Origin of the sequence: Huijunlia imazamoxiresistens (genome assembly GCF_037132455.1) — a bacterium.
Classification (GTDB): Bacteria; Bacteroidota; Bacteroidia; order Chitinophagales; family Chitinophagaceae; genus Flavisolibacter; species Flavisolibacter imazamoxiresistens.
In genome coordinates this window covers 17,892-36,522 of the sequence record NZ_JBBBEI010000029.1, presented here as the reverse complement: position 1 = coordinate 36,522, position 18,631 = coordinate 17,892, and the positions used below count along the sequence as shown (strand labels likewise).

Sequence of the window (18,631 nt, the reverse complement as noted above, 5' to 3'; positions counted from 1 at the left end):
GTTTTGGGGTTATCGATTCCTTTCGATGTCCTTTCTTTGCGAAAAAATTTAACGCCCTCAATCCAAACGAAATGAACGATTCCTCCCTGGCAATAAGAGACTTTCGGATTTTCAAGGCCAAAGCGCCTCTGAAGAAGCCTATATCCGACGCCACGCATACCCTGTACGAAATTTCCTTCCTGGTGCTGCGCCTGCAGCTGGAGAACGGCGTGGTGGGCGAGTCGTACCTGCTGTCCTTCCAGTATTCGCCCAACGCCATCGTCGGCGCCCTGAAGGACGTGCTGCCGCACGTGATCGGTTATGACGTCAACGAAACGGGCAAGGTGTACGAGAAGCTCAACCATCTTTCGGAATATTTCGGCAACGGGGGCGTGAACCGCTGGGCGCAGGCCGCCGTCAACATCGCCATGTGGGACGCCTGGGGTAAGACCCTGCAACAGCCCGTCTGGAAGCTGTGGGGCACCCACCGGGACAAATGTCCCATCTACGGCAGCGGCGGCTGGATCTCGTATTCCATCGACGAGCTGATCGCGGAAGTGAGCGATTACGCCCAGCGCGGCTTCGGTGCGGTAAAGATCAAGGTGGGCTCGCCCAGCTGGAAAACCGACCTGGAGCGCCTCAAGCAGGTTCGCCAGGCCGTGGGCGACGGCATCAACATCATGATGGACGCCAACCAGGGCATGCAGCTGCCCGCCGCTATTCAATTAGCCAAGGCCGCCGCCGACCTGAACATCCACTGGTTCGAAGAGCCCCTGCACCACCAAAATTATTCCGGCTACCAGGCCCTGAAGCAGCAGACCGGCATTTCGCTGGCCATGGGCGAGCGGGAATACGATACCGAGCCGCTGGTACAGTTGATCAAGTTGAACGCCCTCGACATCTGGCAGCCCGACCTGCTGCGGATCGGCGGCGTGGAGGCCTGGCGCCAGAGCGCCGCCCTGGCCGAAAGCTACCATCTGCCGGTGCTGCCCCACTACTACAAGGATTACGACGTGCCGCTGGTATGTTCCATCCCCAACGGTGTCGGCGTGGAATCCTTCGACTGGATCGATCCTTTAATTGATAACCCGATGATCGTGCGGGATGGTTTTGCCGTGCCGCATAACCGCCCGGGCTGGGGCTTCAGCTTTATCGATGATCGATTGGAAGAGATAAAATAGACCGCACCGCCTCACCCCCTGCCCCTCTCCATGTGGCTACCGTTAGGACACATCTTTTGCGGATGGGAAAGGTCTGCGTAGAGCCAGAGAAGCCCGAAGGGCTTCAACAAAAGTAGCCCCGGGTGCAACCCGGGGTCAGCCGTAGTTCGTTTCCAGCAACCCTGAAAGGGGTTGAATGTGGGACCCACAATAGGGAGGCAATTCCCGATCAGGAAGACTTTCCGAAGTATCCCTCAAGGTTGAAACTGTTGTAAATCGACCAGGACACATTCAACCCCGATGGGGTTGTGTGGACGAACTACTGCTGACCCCGGGCTGCACCCGGGGCTACTTTTGTTGAAGCCCTGCGGGCTTCCCGGTACCCTCCTCAGCAAAAGATGTGTCTTAACGGTAGCCCCACATGGGGACGGGCCGGGGGTGAGGCGTGAGGTTTCGTTTTCTTTTAAATCAAAATTTTTTCCTTTCGTTTGTTTTTTAACATTTTTGGTTATCTTCGGATGGCTGCGATTCTTCTGAGCCCGGTAAAGCGCTGTGCCGGGTATCAAAGCAGCTTGCCTGCATTTCTGACGATTGATTCACTATTCCAGAAAATTAAACGACTTGCCATGAAACCATTGGATTCCTTTGTCCAAGTGGGAAAGCGCCTGCTTTGCCCTTTCTTTTTCCTTTCTTCCTTAACGCTTTCCGCCCAAACGAAAAATGTCACCGGTAACGTCCGCGACGATAAAGGCCAGCCTTTGCCCGGTGTCAGTATCGTAGTGAAAGGTGCGGCGGGGGGCACCACCTCCGGCGCCGACGGCTCCTTTACCCTCTCCGTTCCCGAAGGAGCGGTGCTCCAGTTCAGCACGGTGGGTTTTGAAACCCAATCCTTGAAAGTGGTCAATGGGGTGCCTGTCTCCATCCAGCTGGCCCATGCGCCCCATGCCCTGGATGGCGTAGTGGTGGTGGCCTACGGCAGCACCACCAAGAAAACGGCTACCGGCTCCGTGCAGACCGTCAGCGCCAAAGAACTGCAGGACCTGCCCGTGGCCCAGGTATCGCAAAAGCTGCAGGGCAAGCTGGCCGGCGTACAAATTTTACAGACCACCGGCCGCCCGGGCGAGGGCATGAGTGTACGCATCCGTGGCCAGGCCTCCATCTCGGCCGGCAACCAGCCGCTCTACGTAGTGGACGGCTTCCCCATAACAGGGGACCTCAATACGCTCAACCCCGACGAGATCGAAAGTATTTCGGTGCTGAAGGATGCCGCCTCCACCTCGCTCTACGGCTCCCGCGCCACCAACGGCGTGGTGATCGTGACGACGAAGCGGGCGAAAACCGGCCAGGCCTCTATCGGCGTCAATGCCTACTACGGCGTGCAGCGTATTCCCGAAAGCGGCATGCCCGATATCATGAACGCCCGGGAGTTCACCCAATTCCAGCTCGAGCGCCTGAAGGAAAACCCCGTGGCGCCGACGGCCTCGGGCTATGCCGCCTACAAAGCGCAGCTCGATTACTACAACAGCATCGATCCGAACGCCATCGGCGAAGGCACCAACTGGTACGACCACCTTACCCGCACCGCGCCTATTCAGAACTACAGCGTATCGCTCCATGCCGGCAAGGACAAATTCAGCACCGCCGCCGTGCTGGGCTTCTTTAACCAGGACGGGGTGCTGATCAACTCGGGCTTCAAGCGCTTTTCCCTCCGCCTGAATTCCGATTATAAATTCACCGATAAATTACGTTTGGGTGTGAACCTGGCGCCGACCTACTCGGTCATCCGGGGCCGGGCGACCGACGGCAGCCCTTTTTCCACCGGTTCGGGGGGTGGCCTGCTGCAGAACGCCATCATCTCCTCGCCGCTGGCGCCGGCCGTCAATGCTGACGGCTCCCTGCCGGTAACGGCCACCTCGCCGGGCATGTTCCCCAACCCCAACTGGTACCGGGTGGCCCAGGAAGCCGATGCCACCACCAAGATGACCCGGGTGCTTTCCAACGCTTTCCTGGAATACGAAGCCGTCAAAGGCCTGACGCTGAAAACAGCGATCAACGCCGAACTGGGCCAGAATTTTTACAACTACTTTTCGCCTTCCACCTCCGCCGGCTGGAACACGGCGCCGCCCCGTCCCTCGGGCGACCTGACGCAGAACAACAACCAGTTCTACACCTGGCTGTCGGAAAACACCGCCGCCTACAAAAAAGCCTTTGGCGACCACAACCTCGAAGCCCTGGCCGGCTACTCGGTGCAGCAGTTCCGCGGCGACATCAGCAACATCGTGGCCACCAACTTTCCCAACGACAAGGTACGCACCCTCAGCGCCGCCACCGCCTTTACGCCTACCAGCGAAATCCAGGAGTGGAGCCTGCTGTCGTACCTGGCCCGCCTGAACTACAACTATAAAGGCAAATACCTGCTGACCGCCTCCCTGCGCCGCGACGGCTCCTCCCGCTTCGGCTCGGACAACAAATGGGGCAACTTCCCCTCCGTATCGGCCGGCTGGGTAGTGTCGGACGAGGCGTTTATGAAAGAGATTGCGGCGCTTTCCTTCCTGAAGCTCCGCTCCAGCTACGGCGTGACGGGCAACAACAACATCGGCAACTATTCCTACTATGCCGGCGTGAGCGCCGCCAACAGCGGTTCGACGAACAACTATGTATTCAATAATACCCTGGCGCCGGGCAATGCCGTCACTACGCTGGAGAATACTACCCTGGGCTGGGAAAAGACAAAGCAATTCGACCTGGGCCTGGACCTGGGCCTGTTTCATAACCGCGTGAACGTTACCTACGACTATTATACGAAGCGCACCACCGACCTGCTGTTCAACGTGCCGCTGCCCGCCTACACGGGTTTTTCGAACCTGCAGGCGAATATCGGCGAGCTGAAATTCTGGGGACATGAGTTCTCCGTCAGCTCGCAGAACCTGGTGAACCGCCTGAAATGGAATACCGACGTCAACATCTCGTTCAACCGCAACCGCGTGGAAAAGCTGGGCACCGCCAACGCCTCCCTGGGCGGCGGCACCGACCGCAACATCACCAAGGTGGGCCAGCCCATCGGCATGCTGTGGGGCTACGTGTTCCAAGGCGTTTATAGGAATAAGGAAGATTTTGACAAGTCGCCCAAATTCCAAACCTCCAACGTGGGTACGGCGAAAATGAAAGACGTGACCGGCGACGGCTCGATCACCGTAGACGACCGTACCATCATCGGTAACCCCAACCCCGACTTCATCTTCGGCCTGACGAACTCGTTTTCCTACAACAATTTCGACCTGTCGATCGTGGCTTCCGGCTCCTATGGCAACGACATCATGAACACCACCCTGGAAACCCTCAACAACCTCGATGGGGTTTTCAACGTAACGAAGGACGTGGCCGGCCGCTGGAAGTCGGAGCAGGATCCCGGCAACGGCCGCATTCCCCGCACGCTGGCCGGCACTACCGGCCTGTTCCGCAACGCCAACAGCGGATGGGTCAGCGACGGCTCTTTCTTCACCATCAAGAACATCGCCCTGGGCTACAACGTGCCCCTGAAGAACCGCACCACGGTGCGCAACCTGAGGGTGTACGGAAGCGTGCAACAGGCCTTCGTAGCGACCAGATACCACGGCTCCAACCCCGAAGTGAATACCGGCGGCACCAACCCCCTCCAACAGGGGCTTGACTTTACCGCTTACCCGGTTCCGAGAACCTTTACGCTTGGTGTTAACGTAGGCTTATAATTCATCCCCTTCATCTCCTCAATCAGAAGTTCATGAAACGTATCATATTCGCCGCAGGCATTTTGCTGATCGCCTTCAGCTCCTGCAAAAAGGAATTTTTAAACGTGGAGCCCGAAAACTTTATGGGCACCAACAACTTTTTCCAGACACAGGCCGATTTCGAACAGGCCGTGAACGCTACCTACGCCCCCCTGCGCAACGTGTACAACGATGCCTATGTCATGGGCGAGATGCGCTCCGACAACACCCACTACATCTATAACAACACCAACCGCGGCAACCTGGTGCGGGAAGAGATCGCCGACTTCATCGACAACCCCACCGCCGCACCGGTGCTCTCCAAGTGGACGGGCAACTACCGCATCATTGCTTATGCCAACGAGGTGCTGGCCCGCATCGATGCCGCCACCCTGGGTGAGGCAGTGAAGAAGAACCTCAAAGGGCAGGTGCTGTTCCTGCGGGCCCTGTCGTATTTCGACCTGGTGCAGTATTTCGGCGATGTGCCCCTGGTGCTGACGCCGACCGAAGGGTCGGCCGACGAGATCATCAACGTCCGCTCCTCCCTAAAGCGCTCGCCGAAAGCCGACGTATATGCGCAAATCATTAAAGACGCCCAGGAGGCCGCCGCCCTGCTGCCCGACAAGGCGCAGCAGGAAAAGGGAAGGGCCACAACGGGCGCCGCCCGCACCCTGCTGGGCAACGTGTACGTGGTGCAGAAGGACTGGGCGAAGGCGGAAACGGAACTGAAAGCCGTAGTGTCTTCGGGCAAATATGCCCTGCTGCCCGACTATGCCGCCTTTTTCGATGGGGCCAACAAGAACAGCATCGAGTCGGTATTCGAGGTGCAGTATATGGCCGGCAACCAGGGCCTGCAAAGCCAGTTCGCCTACCTGTTCCTGCCCAACCTCACCGACCTGAAGCCGATCGTGGGCTTTACCTTCAACAACGGCAGCATCGGCGGCTGGAACACGCCCAGTGACAACCTGATCGCCGCCTATGAAACAGGCGACAAGCGCAAGGCGGCTTCCATCGCCGAGGGCTATACCGCTGCGAACGGCTCCTTCGTGGCCCAGCCCTTTATCAAAAAATACCTGCACCTGCCCCTGCCTGCACCCAACGGCAGCTCGCCCAATACGGCCGAGAACTGGCCCGTCTACCGCTTTTCGGAAGTGCTGCTGCTGCTGGCCGAGGCACTGAACGAGCAGGGCAAAAGTGCAGAAGCATTGCCGCACCTGAACCTCGTTCGCGACCGGGCATTCGGCGCCGGCCTGGCCACCGTGACCACCACCAACAAAGACCAGCTGCGGGATATTTTGCAAAAGGAAAGAAGGGTGGAGCTGGCTTTTGAGAACAAGCGCTGGCCCGACCTGGTGCGCACCGGCAAGGCCATCGAGGTGATGAATGCTTATGGCGCCGCCCTGAAGGCCAGCGGCAAGCACCCTAACCTGGTGTCCTCCACCTACAACGTTACCCAGGACCGCCTGCTGTTCCCCGTACCGTTCACCGAAAAACAGCTGAACCCGAATTTATAAACCATCGTCAATAAGATATAAACGCCAGAAGCTATCACATGGATCGTCGCTCATTTTTAAAGAAAGCCGGCACGGCCGGCCTCGTGACCCTTATAACGCCGACCGCTATTGTTCATGCCCTGCGCAACAACCCCGAAAGCTCCCTGCTGGCGGCGTTTAAGAACCCGCCTCCGGCGGCCAAACCGTATACCTGGTGGCACTGGATGAACGGCAACGTTACCCGCGAAGGCATTACCCTTGACCTCGAAGCCCTCAAACGCGTCGGCATAGGCGGGGTGCAGTGCTTCAACGTGGGCGCCGGCATCCCCAAAGGCCCCGTGGACTACCTGGGCACCGAATGGGTGGAGTTGACCAAACACGCCATCAGCGAGGCCGGCCGCCTGGGGCTGGAATTCGACATGCACAACTGCCCCGGCTGGTCGTCTACCGGCGGTCCCTGGATCACCCCCGAGCTGTCGATGCAGCAGGTGGTCTGGAGCGAAACGGTAGTGAAGGGCGGGCAGCCCCTTTCGGTGCAACTCCCCAAGCCGTTTATAAAGCTCGATTTTTACCGCGATACCCTGGTGCTGGCCTATCCGACGCTGGCAGGGGAGGAGCGGACGTTAGCCGAAATGGGCGTGAAGGTTTCTTCGCAGGAAGGAGCGGTGGACGGACGCCTGCTGGGCAGCGCCGACTTTTCCTCCTATGTGCCCCTGCGGCCTGCAGGCGGTCAGGGCTACCTGCTTTTTGAATTCCCGCAGCCCTTCGAAGCCCGCTCGGTGGCGGTGTACAGCACCATGCCTGCAGGAACAGTTTCCCCTGCCGGCGCCTCCAACCTGCTGGTGCTGGAGGCGTCGGATGACGGCCGGTCGTTCCGCAAGGTGGCCGAGTTCCGCCGCGTGGGCAACAACCTGGAAATGCCTGCCACCTCCTCCTTTACACCCGTAAAAGCAAAATACTACCGCCTGCTGGCTACGCAGGAATTACAAGTAGCCGGTGTGCGGCTGTCGGCTGCCGCCCGCCTTCCGGGCTGGACCGCCAAGGCCAACTTCCCCGGCGCCGGCGGCTCCGGCAACAGCGGGGTCAGCCAGGCGGCGGCTTCCCTGGAAGCGGTACCCGCCGCTTCGGCCATCGATCCTGCCACGGTCCTGGACCTGACGTCCTATATGGATAAAGAAGGAAAGCTCAACTGGACCGCCCCCGCCGGCAACTGGACGGTCCTGCGCTTCGGCCATACCGCCATCGGCCGCAAGAACAACGCCGCCCCCGAAAGCGGGGCCGGCCTGGAATGCGACAAATACAGCCGTGCCGCCTACGACTTTCACTTCAACAAGATGTTCGAAAACCTGCTGCCCGCCCTGAAGGAGCTGGCCGGCAAAAGCAAGGTGGGCCTGCTGGTGGACAGCTACGAGGTGGGCCTCCAGAACTGGACGCCCGGTATGCCGCAGGAATTCCAAAAGCGCCGCGGCTACAGCTTTATCCACTACCTGCCCGCCCTTACCGGCCGCATCGTGGGCAGCACGGACACCACCGAGCGCTTCCTCTGGGACCTGCGCCGCACCCATGCCGACCTGATGGCCGACAACTACCACGGCTACTTTGCCGAACTCTGTCGCCGGCACGGCATCCTCGCCTACACCGAACCGTACAACAACGGTCCCTTCGACCAGCTGGAGGTAGGCTCGAAGGTCGACATCAACATGGGCGAGTTCTGGATCCGCGGCACGCACTTCTATCCCTCGGTGAAGCTGGCCGCCTCCATTGCCCACGTGTATGGCCAGCGGTTGGGCGGCCACCAGATCGTAGGTGCCGAGTCGTTCACCGGCGATGCCTTCCACTCCAAATGGCAGGAGCACCCCTACGTGATGAAGGCGCAGGGCGACTTCATGTACACCAAGGGCCTCAACCGCTTTATCTTCCACCGCTACGCCCACCAGCCGCACCCCACCGCCTTCCCCGGCATGACCATGGGCCCCTGGGGCTTTCACTTCGACCGCACCAACACCTGGTTCGAAAAGGCCGGCCCCTGGCTGCAGTATTCCGCCCGCTGCCAGAGTATTTTGCAACAAGGCCGCTTCGTGGCCGACCTGATGTACTTTACCGGCGAGGAAACGCCGGGAGAAGATATTTCGATGCTGGGCGCTCCCGACCCCGCGCCGCCGGCCGGCTATGATTTTGATTTTGTCAACCGCGAGGCCCTGCTGACGCGCCTTTCCATCAAAGGCGGCCGCATCGTCCTGCCCGACGGCCTGAGCTACCGCCTGCTGGTGCTGCCGCCCGTAAAGGTGATGAGCCTGGAAGTGCTGCGCCAGCTGCACCGCCTGGTGCGGCAGGGCATGGTGCTGGTAGGCCCGCCGCCCGAGCGCACGCCGGGACTGGCCGGCCACCGGAACGGCGACGCGGAACTTCAACGCCTCGTGCACGAACTTTGGGGCGACCTCGAAGGCGTAAAAGATAAGTCGCAGACCGTGGGCGCCGGCCAGGTATTCTATGGCATGCCGCTGCAAAAGGTGCTGGACCGCCTGCAGCTAAAACCCGATTTTGAATTCACTTCCCGCTCGGGCGATGCGCCGGTCAACTTTATCCACCGCTCGGTGGACGATAGCGAGGTGTATTTCGTAGCCAACCGCCGCCGCACCGTAGAAGAAGTGGTGGCCGCCTTCCGGGTGACGGGCAAAAAGCCCGAGCTGTGGAATGCCGATACGGGCGAAGTGGTGCCCGTGGCGGTGTACGACGTACGCCAGGGCCGCACCTTTATTCCCCTGCAGCTCGATCCTTCGGGTTCCTGCTTCGTGGTCTTCCGCGAGCCCCTGCCCCCAAAGCGGGTGGTCAGCGTGGAAAAAGACGGCAAGCCCCTGGTTTCCACCTATGCCTTACCCGTCGTCCGGCCGGGACGTTTCGCCCATGTCACCAACAACTTTACGATTGCCACCTGGATCAAACCCGAAACCGAGGAAAACTTTGCGGGCTCGTTTGGCCGTAACCGTGGGCCGGCCAGCAACGTTTTTTATCCTATCGAGGCCGAAAAGGTATATGGAAAGGACCACGTGGCCTGCGGGCTGCTGGCGGCGCGCAACGGCTTTATGGTATACGAACGCGGAGCGGGCAGTCCCACCAACCTGCTGACGGTGCCCCTGCCCCTTTCGGGCTGGACCCACGTGGCCCTGGTGTACCGCAACGGCGCGCCGCTGCTGTACGTCGACGGCCGCCTGGTACAGGAAGGTGTGGCCTCGGGCAAGATCGTGCACCCCGGCCTGCGCGAAGCCACCCAGGACAGCCTGAGCTGGTTTTTCGAGGGCGACATGACAGAGCCCGAACTTTTTTCCGAAGTGTTATCGGCCGACCGGATCGGGCAGTTGAAGGCCAAAGGTACGCCCCTGCCCCAGGGACCGCTGCCCGTACAACCGGCAACCAGCGGCAAGGGCGGCTTCCTGTTCTGGAAAAACGGCCGCTACACGCTTCGCCACCCCAGCGGCCCGGCTACCACGCTCCCGGTCGAAGGCCTCGGCCAGCCCACGGAATTACAAGGCTCCTGGACGGTGTCCTTCCCGCCCGGCCTGGGCGCCCCGGCACAGGTGGTGCTGCCCCGGCTCGCTTCGCTGCACCGCCATGCGGAAGAGGGCGTAAAGTATTTTTCCGGTACCGCCACCTATACCAAAAAGTTCACGGTGCCCGCCTCCGCCCTGGCGGCCGGCCGCAGCCTGTTCCTCGACCTGGGAAGGGTGGAGGTGATGGCGGAAGTGACCGTCAACGGCAAGCCCCTGGGCATGCTGTGGAAACCGCCGTTCCTGGTGGATATTACCGGGGCGGCCAGGGCCGGTGAGAATGTTTTGGAAGTGCAGGTGACCAACCTCTGGCCCAACCGCCTGATCGGCGATGAGCAGCTGCCCGAAGAGAACGTGTACGGCGCCCCCACGGGTTCCGGCGCTGCCGGCGCTATGGGCGCCATCAAGCAGTTGCCCGACTGGTACCGCGAGGGCCGTCCCAAACCTTCCGGTGGCCGGGTGACCTTTTCCACCTGGAAGCATTTCAGCAAGGAGTCGCCCCTGCTCGAATCCGGCCTGCTCGGCCCTGTGCTGCTGCGGAGCGCCGTTCAAAAAACAGTGTAGTGGGGAAGCTGCTTGGCCGGATTTTTTCTCTGGTTCCTGTTGCGGGTTTTTCCTGCCTGCAACAGGAACTAAAAAAGAGATCATGATCGAAAACAACCACATCATTACCATTGACGAGATCGTAGCACGTTTGAAAGAAAACTTCGCCCGACGGTTTGATGATACTACCGACCGGTCCGGCAGCGGGCCCGTGTTCGACCAGCATTTTTGCTTCCCCATCGTCAATGGCGTACCGCCATCCGATAGCAGCATTTATATCAAACTGATCAACCTGGACCAGGCGTATGACATCATCGGGCGCATGGACTTGCAGGCGGATTATCAAGAGATCAAAAAGAAGGTGGACAAGCATGTGGAAGAAAAGAAGCTGGATACCTCGGCCGACCTGTACATTTCCATGGTACATGTCTAGCCGCTTGTTCTTCCTTCCCTAAAACAGGCAATTATGAAAATAATTCTTCTGTTCTTCCTGCTGCTGCCCTTTGGATCCTTCGCTCAGCAGGACGAAGCGGAGCCGGGCGGCTTTCGTAGGTACGGCTATGTCGGCGGCATTCGTCTCGACAGCATCGACGCCCTCTTCGCCCTGGCCGAGATCACCTCGGGCTCCTCCATGTTCTTCCGCAACCTGGACAAACGCTTTGCCTTCGATTACGGCCAGTCTGCCAGGTCCGAACGCGAGTTCCGGCTCTGCGACAGCGGCGGCAAGGCCCTTACCTTTAAAACCACGGCCGGCGCCCTCAATTTCTTCGATTATAACGGCTGGGAACTGGTACGGCTGATCTATGAGAATAAGAGTGAAAGCCAGGGCATTTTACTAAAAAAGAAGGGCCATTAGGGCCTCACCCCCGGCCCCTCCTGCTGAGGCAGAATAGGTTCTCCATGTGGAGTTGCTGTTAGGACACATCTTTTGCTGAGGACGGTAGCAGGAAGCCCGCAGGGCTTCAACAAAAGTAGCCCCGGGTGCAACCCGGGGTTCAGCCGTAGTTCATCACCCCAACCCCGGATGGGGTTGAATGTGTCCTGGTCAATTTAATATAGGCTTGAATCCCGATAGACCTTTCGAAATGTCTTCCGGACTCCGGACTGCTTGTATGTTGCGGGTTCCACAATCAACCCCTGCGGGGTTGGGGTGACGAACTACGGCTGAACCCCGGGTTGCACCCGGGGCTACTTTTGTTGAAGCCCTGCGGGCTTCCCTTTCATCCCGGTCAATCTGCGTAAAATAGGTCCTAAAACCATTTATTCTTTCGCTTGTCCCAGGTGGTAAAGCCTACCTTGAACTGAACGGGGTCGCGGAACTGGTTGGAAACAGAGGAAACCACGTACACGCCCAGCTTGAAGCGGTCCAGGGGGTTGAAGGGCGACTGGAAAGCCCGTTCGATGCCCACGTACAGCTCGCCGTAGCGCAGGTGGCGCTCCGGGGCGATCAGGAAGCCGGCGCCGCCCACTTCGCGCAGTTGCAGTTTCTTCAGCAGCGGTATTTTATTTAGAAACAGGCCGTTGAACTCGTGGAGCAGGTGCCCCTCGAAAAACCGGTGAAACACCGGGAAGGTGGAATCCAGGGCCTGGAACGATTTGTAAGGGTTCATGAACAGCAGCGGATCGCCGCGGCGCTGGAACTTGTAGTCAATGAAGCGCAGGTCCTTCCGGTTCAGGTAGTCACCCGTTTTGATGGTATAGCGCGAGATGCCGGCCAGCCCCAGCTTCAGGCTCTGCTCCAGGCCCGCCTCCAGGTAGTCGAAGTCTACGGCACTGCGGCCGATCCCTGGAATACCCTTTTCCCACAGCAGGTAGAGGGTGGGCCATTTCGAGCCCAGGATCACCTTTTCCTTCGGCTCGCGGCGGTAGCGCTGCCCGGGGGTGTAGGCCAGCTTCAGCTTGCCGTAAACGGCGTTGTAGGGCTGGAAGGTCACCGCCTGGTTGTCGGTGACGACGTTGGTCAGCAGGCTGTCGGCCAGCTTGCCCGTTTTGTAGCCCGCTACCGACTGGCGCAGCGCGAACTTGGCGTCGGCGCTCACCACCAGGCCGTTCAGCACTTCCAGGCCGTAACCGGCGCCCACGTAGTTGTTCAGGTAAAAGTTGTTGCGCTGGATCATGTTGATCCAGGCGTCGCCCTCGTTGATGAAGGCAAACTCGCGGCCCGCCGACAGGGTGTAAAAGCCCCGGTTGAAGGGGTTGTAGCGGCGGTACAGGTCCACGGTTCCGTTGATATCGTTGTTGCGAAAACCGTAGCTGAGGTTTGCAAAAATGTTAAAGTGGCGGCGTGCCACCGAGGTTTTGGAATAATAGGTGTTCAGCCGCAGGCGGCTGCCGCCGAAGGCGATGGGCTGGTAGAGCGAGGCGACGCCCGGGAAGTGCCAGATGCGCTCCTTGCGGTGGTCCTGGAACGACTGGCCAAACAGGCCCACCTTCTGCCAGGTCAGGCGGTTTACCAGGCGGTCCAGCGAGTCGAGGTAGGCTTCCGACCGGGAGATGCGCTGCAGGCTGTCGGCATAGGCTACGTACAGGGCTTCTTTGTCGGACAGCGGTTCGGTACGCACGGTCTTCCAGTAGGCGGTGTCGCGGGTGTAGGCTTCGGCTGCCGTGGCGCTTACCTCCGCGCCGAAATGGCGCTTGCCGAACTGCTTGTTCAGCTCGTAGTTCGAATAGGTAGCCAGCGTCTGGCCGGAATAGATCCTGCCGCGGCCCCGGGTATAGTAGGTAAACTGCTGGCGGGAGAGCATCCAGGCTTTGCCGGAAGCGAAGTCGTAGTCCTGCTCCACCTCGAAAAAGTCGAACTCCTGCAGGTGGTAGGAGGGGAAGCGGAAGCGGGCGTGCAGCACGGTCCAGGAGCTGTCCGAGACGGTCAGCTCGCCTTCCACGGTGGCGTTGGTTACCTGCAGGGGTTTTATGGAAAACGTATACACGCGGTGTTTGCCGGTGCGCTGGATTTTGGTGGTCCTGAATTTATAGCCGATGAGGCCGGCATTGCTGACCGGCGACAGGAAGGGTGTGGGCGAGATCGCCGGCACGTTGATCAGATTGTTGTGGATGTTGAAGTCGCCTTCGGTGGCCGACAGGTAGAACAGGTTTTTGCCGGTGCCGCTGACCGCCAGGCGTTCTTCCTTTAGGCGGCCGCCCGGCTGCACGTCCACCTGCGCCAGCACTTCGGTCATTTCCAGGTCGGGGCGGTTGGCGCGGTTCCATTCCGCCAGTTCTTTTTTAGAGGGGCGGCCGCCCTGGTTGTGCAGGATCCCCTTGATGTACAAACGATAGGAGTAGGCGCCTGCGGCGGCCTGGATGCTGTCTTTTTTCCGGATCACCTGGCGCATGATCTCCTCCGCCCGGTCCCGGGCCTTTACCCGCACCACCACTTCCGACAGGTTCTGGGCTTCTTCTTCCAGTACGATATCGCGCTGTACGGAGTCGCTTACCCGAAGGGGCAGTTCGAGGGGCTTGAAGCCGATCATGGACACCTGCAGGTGGTAGTCGCCGGCGCCCAGCGCCAGCTCGTAATGGCCGTCGGCGCCCGCCGTGGTGCCGGAGCGCAGCTCCTTTACCCGGATGGTGGCAAAGGGGATGGGTTGTGCCTGGGACGTGAGCACCTGGCCCTGTACCTTGTACACCTGGGCATGGAGCGCAGCCGTGGAAAGGAGGAGCAGGAAGAGAATAAATATTCTGGAAATCGTGTGTTGTCTCACAGTGGGTTAATTGATCTGGTTTAAGGCTTCCATCGGCTGCAGCATCGTTCGCTCGTTTTTATAGGTATAAAGGGTTTTTAGTCTTCCAGCTGGCAAAGATTGCTGTAAATGCGGGAGAACAGGGTGATGCCATCCTGCAACAGGGCTACCGGCACCTCTTTGCCCGCCGCTACCGACAGCTCGCACAGCCAGGGGCGGACGATGCCTTCGAGGCGTTTGCCTTCCGGCAGCAGCCGGATGATCTTGTTGCGGCGGTCGGAGGCGTCCTCGGTGCGCTGCACCAGTTCGCGCTTCGACAGGTTGTCGATCAGGTAGGTCAGGCTGGCTTTGTCCTTGTGCAGCAGGTTGGCCAGCTCCTGCTGGTTCACGCCGTCCTTGTCCCATAGATGGTTCAGCACCTGCAGCATTTCAAAGGTCAGGTCCATGTTATGGTCCTTCAGCTTTGCCCGCAGGAAGGCCTTGATCTTGGAGCTGGCCTTGCCCATGGTCGCCATAAAACAGGAAAAAACTTCGGTAGGGTTGGTTTCCGTCATTGGACGGCAAAGTTAAGTGCTTAATGGTTAAACATTGAACCATAATGGTTGGACGTTTAACTATTGGCAAAACCTTAGCGTTTCCGCCCGTCACGGCAAAAGGCGGCCTCATCCTTATTGCCTTTACCGGGGCGGGGGAGGAGGTATTTTTGCGCCCTTCACCCTTAAATTTTTGAAATCATGCATTCCCTTATTCCAAAATTAACTGCCTTCCTTTTCCTGCTGTTGCTGGCGGCCGGCTGCAAAAAGGGCGGCCATGGTACGGGCGAGGCGCCTATTGACTGGGCCGCCGCCCGGATGCAAGCATTTGAACTGGCCGAAGGGGTCGGTACCGTCGTTTCCATCGAACACCCGCAGGTGCAGAACGACGTGGAGACCGTGCCCGGAAAAATAACCCTGGTCCTCCCCAGGGGCTACGCCGGGCGGAGGCTGACGCCCCTGGCCACGAATTTTACCGGCGATGTCTTTACGGTCGCTCCCCGCCTGGGCGAGCTGCAGGATTTTTCCCTGCCGGTCCTGTACACCCTTCGTTCGACTAAAAATCCCGCCCGGTCGGTTCATTACCAGGTAATTGTGAGCGAGGAGCCGGTGCTTCCGGACGTGCCCGCCCGGATCACTTATTTTGGTTTTGAAAAAAGAAACAACCCGGGGCTGTCGTCTGATATCGCTGCTTTCATGATCGACCATGGCTTTCTTTCATTTGGAAAAATCTTTGTATTCGTTCCGGCCGGTACCAATTTTTCCGCTCTGAAGCCCACGATACATTACCAGGGTGCCGGTCTGTATTATTCTCAGGACCCGGGCAAGGCTCCTGCGGAAGTAACCGACCTTTACCCGGCCTCCGGCCTGAGCATCGACTTTGCCTATCCGAAGGTTTTTTACGCGATTGTGAAGAAAGGCGACGAGGTAATGCTGTACGATGTGATCGTGGATGTACGGGATCCCATTCAACTGGAAGCGCCGGCAGCCACCCTGCCCCATCTTGCCAAAGGCAGCATTCATTTCCTGGAGGCAGGGGGGTATGTCAACCGGGGCAACCACCCCATTGCCGTTTCCGGCGTTACGCATGCGGGCCAGGTGCCGGTCAATACCACCGCTATCCGGGCCTCCGCGGTCACTCCTTCCGGCGGGGTGCTTCCCGGGCGGAGGACTGTCATCCATGCTACCGTAAACGCCCAGGTATACCCGCCCGGTACCTATCAAACTGCCGCCACGTTCCAGCCGTCGGTACCCGGCCATCCTGAGCTGAACGGACTGTTGCAGTCCGCAACCATGACCCTCGCCGGCACGATCGTCGATTAACGGGTGTTCGGTCCTTTCGGTAGGCTGCGGTCCGGCCGGTATAGGGGAAAATCCGCTCCCGTACTGGGTTTTTACGTGTTTTTAAGCCATAAAGTGGCGTCCTTTTCGGCGTAAAGTCCTATTTTATGAATATTTTCACGCCGGTTTTTACAGGAGGAAGATAAAAGTGCCTATCTGCCGGCGGCAGCAGCGGGCACCAGGAGGTTAAAGGCGGACAGTCAGCGGGAGCACGCTCCTTCTCCGGAAACACACAAACCGAAAGTATCGTAAATCCTTAATTATATGATTCAATTAAATTTAGAGCCACAGCTCTCTTTTGATAACTTAAATAAAAACGAGTGGCTGGAGACCAATGGCCTCGGCGGATGGGCCAGCTCCTGCCTCACGGGCTGCAATACCCGCCGTTACCACGGTCTGCTGGTGGCGGCTCCCCAATACCTGGCCAACCGCATGATGCTGGTGTCGAAGCTGGATGAGACCATCGTTACCGGCGACCGGCGCATCGGCCTGGGCACCAACGATTACGGCACCGTGATCTCGCCCCAGGGCCACTGGCACCTCAAAACCTTCAGCCGCGACCTCTACCCGTCCTTCCTGTACGAGGCCGAAGGCATCGAGCTGCGCAAAAGCCTGCTGATGGTGCACGGCGCCAACACCACCGTACTGAAATACGAGGTGGAAAAGGCCCCGCAGTCCTTCACCCTGGAATTCGCGCCCCTGCTGGCCGTACGCGATTGCCACAAGCTGACCGAGGCCAACGGCCAGGCCAGCCAGGAAGCTGTTTTCGAAAACGGCCAGCTCTATACGCAGTTGTACGAAGGCACCCCCGGCATCTTCATAAAACTGGCGAACGGCCGCTACGAGCACAACCCGCTCTGGTACTACCGCTTCAACTACCACGAGGAGCAATGCCGCGGCCTGGAATGCAACGAAGACCTGCTGAACCCCGGCACGCTCTCCCTGGAAGCCAGGGAAGGCGACACGATCTACGTGATCTTGTCCACCGACGACCAGGCCGGCGCCGATGCCGCCACGCTCTTTGCCCGCGAGGTAGAGCGCCGCCAGGCGCTGGTGGGCGACGAGCAAAACCCTGTGGTGCGCCAGCTGGTGCTGGCTGCCGACCAGTTCATTGTGCAGAAGAGCGAAGAGCAGGAAACCATCGTGGCCGGCTACCACTGGTTCACCGATTACAGCCGCGACGTGCTGATCGCCCTGCCCGGCCTCTGCCTGTCGACCGGCCGCTTCAGCGATGCCCGCAGCATCCTGGCGGCCATGGCCCGCTCGGTGAGCGAAGGCCAGCTGCCTACCCGCACCGAGGACGACGGCTCCGAGCCCGCTTATAATAATGTCGACGGCGCCCTCTGGCTGTTCGTGGCCGCCTGGAAATACCTGCAGGCTTCCGGCGACAGCGCCTTTGTGCTGGACGAACTGCTGCCCGTGCTGACCGACATCCTCGACTGGCACTACAAAGGCACCCGCTTCAATATCCATGTGGACGACGACAACCTGCTGGTTGCCGGCGTCGAAGGCGTGCAGCTGACGTGGATGGACGCTGCCGTCAACGGCAACGTCATCACCCCGCGCACCGGCAAGCCGGTGGAAGTCCAGGCGCTGTGGTACAATGCGCTGGTGATCTCCAGCGAGCTCTGGGCCCTGAAAGGCCAGAAGAAGCGCGCCGCCGTATTTGCTGCCGAAGCCCAGAAGGTAAAAGACAGCTTTGGCCGCCTGTTCTGGAATGCCGAAGGCAACTATTATAACGATGTGGTGGAAGCCGACGGCCGTGTGGATGCGGCGCTGCGCCCCAACCAGCTGCTGGCCGTGAGCCTGCCCTTTACGCTGGCCGATGCTGCCAAGGCAAAAGCGGTGGTGAAGGCGGTGGAAGAAAAGCTGCTGACGCCCAAAGGCCTGCGCAGCCTGTCGCCCGATGCCGTTCAGTATACCCCTGCCTATTTCGGCGATCCTGCCCAGCGCGATTCCTCGTACCACCAGGGTACGGTTTGGAGCTGGCTGCTGGGTCCCTACGTGGACGCCCTGCTGAAGGTGTCGGCTACGCCCGCCCAGAAGAAGAAGGCCGCCCAGGTGGTGGAAGCCTTCCTGCCCACCCTGTCCGAAGGCGGTATCGGCACCGTTTCGGAGATCTATGATGCCGAAGCGCCGCACGATGCCCGGGGCGCCATTGCCCAGGCCTGGAGTGTGGGCGAGGCGCTCAGGGTGATCCGCGAGTACGGCCTGCTGGCCCCGGTGGCAGAAAAGCAACCTGCCGCTAAAGCCGCTGCCAAGCCGAAGGCTGAAGCCAAGCCCAAGGCTGCCGCCAAGCCGAAAGCCGAAGCGAAACCCAAGGCTGCAGCGAAAGCCAAGCCTGAAGCGAAACCGAAAGCGGAAGCAAAGGCCAAAACAGAAGCCCAGCCGAAAGCTGCTGCCAAGGCAAAGGCCGAAGCAAAGCCGGAAGTGGCCGCCCAACCCAAAGCTGCAGCGAAGCCCAAGGCGGCTAAGGCCAAAGCGGAACCTAAGGTGGAAGTTGTGGACGAAGCTCCTGTAGAAGCCAAGCCCAAACCCAAGGCAAAAGCCCAAAAGAAAGTGGATACGGTTTAGTATACCCCCACCATAAAACATAAAAAAAGCAGCGGCC

General features: G+C 59.6%; 10 protein-coding genes. 8 read left to right on the top strand and 2 right to left on the bottom strand.

All coding sequences use genetic code 11. The features are described 5' to 3' along the window. The first annotated feature begins 71 nt into the window (after window positions 1-71). The 6 genes from V9K67_RS23055 (at window position 72) to V9K67_RS23030 (ending at window position 11,322) form a co-directional block, all read left to right on the top strand. Window positions 72-1,160, top strand: a complete 1,089-nt coding sequence (locus V9K67_RS23055) for a mandelate racemase/muconate lactonizing enzyme family protein (protein ID WP_336726725.1) — start codon at window positions 72-74, stop codon at window positions 1,158-1,160. Between the two features lie 605 nt (window positions 1,161-1,765). Next, window positions 1,766-4,867 (top strand): SusC/RagA family TonB-linked outer membrane protein, encoded by a 3,102-nt coding sequence (locus V9K67_RS23050; RefSeq protein ID WP_336726723.1) that lies wholly within the window; start codon window positions 1,766-1,768, stop codon window positions 4,865-4,867. Window positions 4,868-4,899: 32 nt separating this feature from the next. Next, the gene (locus V9K67_RS23045; RefSeq protein ID WP_336726720.1) at window positions 4,900-6,399 is read left to right on the top strand and encodes a RagB/SusD family nutrient uptake outer membrane protein; all 1,500 of its coding nucleotides are present in this window, start codon (window positions 4,900-4,902) and stop codon (window positions 6,397-6,399) included. A gap of 38 nt (window positions 6,400-6,437) precedes the next feature. Beyond that, on the top strand, window positions 6,438-10,487 hold the full coding sequence (locus V9K67_RS23040; RefSeq protein ID WP_336726717.1) for a glycosyl hydrolase: 4,050 nt from the start codon (window positions 6,438-6,440) through the stop codon (window positions 10,485-10,487). An 82-nt stretch (window positions 10,488-10,569) separates the two neighbouring features. Beyond that, complete coding sequence (locus V9K67_RS23035; RefSeq protein WP_336726714.1) at window positions 10,570-10,899, top strand: hypothetical protein; 330 nt, start codon at window positions 10,570-10,572, stop codon at window positions 10,897-10,899. A 33-nt stretch (window positions 10,900-10,932) separates the two neighbouring features. Then, window positions 10,933-11,322, top strand: a complete 390-nt coding sequence (locus V9K67_RS23030; RefSeq protein ID WP_336726712.1) for a hypothetical protein — start codon at window positions 10,933-10,935, stop codon at window positions 11,320-11,322. Between the two features lie 394 nt (window positions 11,323-11,716). On the opposite strand, the gene V9K67_RS23025 is transcribed toward V9K67_RS23030, so the two are convergent. Together V9K67_RS23025 and V9K67_RS23020 are read right to left on the bottom strand one after the other, a co-directional pair. Continuing rightward, window positions 11,717-14,167: a DUF5686 and carboxypeptidase regulatory-like domain-containing protein gene (locus V9K67_RS23025; RefSeq protein WP_336726711.1), complete on the bottom strand. Its 2,451-nt coding sequence runs from the start codon at window positions 14,165-14,167 to the stop codon at window positions 11,717-11,719. A 77-nt stretch (window positions 14,168-14,244) separates the two neighbouring features. Next, window positions 14,245-14,700 carry a MarR family winged helix-turn-helix transcriptional regulator gene (locus V9K67_RS23020; protein WP_336726709.1) on the bottom strand — a complete coding sequence of 152 codons (456 nt, stop codon included), beginning with the start codon at window positions 14,698-14,700 and terminating at the stop codon, window positions 14,245-14,247. 180 nt (window positions 14,701-14,880) lie between these two features. On the opposite strand from V9K67_RS23020, the gene V9K67_RS23015 reads away from it, so the two are divergent. Together V9K67_RS23015 and V9K67_RS23010 are read left to right on the top strand one after the other, a co-directional pair. Then, entirely contained in the window at window positions 14,881-16,002 is a 1,122-nt protein-coding gene (locus V9K67_RS23015) for a hypothetical protein (RefSeq protein WP_336726706.1), read from the top strand. 282 nt (window positions 16,003-16,284) lie between these two features. Beyond that, entirely contained in the window at window positions 16,285-18,594 is a 2,310-nt protein-coding gene (locus V9K67_RS23010; RefSeq protein ID WP_336726704.1) for an amylo-alpha-1,6-glucosidase, read from the top strand. Window positions 18,595-18,631: the final 37 nt, after the last annotated feature.

Bases quoted from the DNA above. Each gene is read 5' to 3' on its own strand.
- V9K67_RS23045 (WP_336726720.1), top strand. From the start codon at position 4,900: ATGAAACGTATCATATTCGCCGCAGGCATTTTGCTGATCGCCTTCAGC.
- V9K67_RS23035 (WP_336726714.1), top strand. From the start codon at position 10,570: ATGATCGAAAACAACCACATCATTACCATTGACGAGATCGTAGCACGT.
- V9K67_RS23020 (WP_336726709.1), bottom strand. From the start codon at position 14,700: ATGACGGAAACCAACCCTACCGAAGTTTTTTCCTGTTTTATGGCGACC.
- V9K67_RS23010 (WP_336726704.1), top strand. From the start codon at position 16,285: ATGATTCAATTAAATTTAGAGCCACAGCTCTCTTTTGATAACTTAAAT.
- V9K67_RS23055 (WP_336726725.1), top strand. From the start codon at position 72: ATGAACGATTCCTCCCTGGCAATAAGAGACTTTCGGATTTTCAAGGCC.
- V9K67_RS23015 (WP_336726706.1), top strand. From the start codon at position 14,881: ATGCATTCCCTTATTCCAAAATTAACTGCCTTCCTTTTCCTGCTGTTG.
- V9K67_RS23050 (WP_336726723.1), top strand. From the start codon at position 1,766: ATGAAACCATTGGATTCCTTTGTCCAAGTGGGAAAGCGCCTGCTTTGC.
- V9K67_RS23040 (WP_336726717.1), top strand. From the start codon at position 6,438: ATGGATCGTCGCTCATTTTTAAAGAAAGCCGGCACGGCCGGCCTCGTG.
- V9K67_RS23030 (WP_336726712.1), top strand. From the start codon at position 10,933: ATGAAAATAATTCTTCTGTTCTTCCTGCTGCTGCCCTTTGGATCCTTC.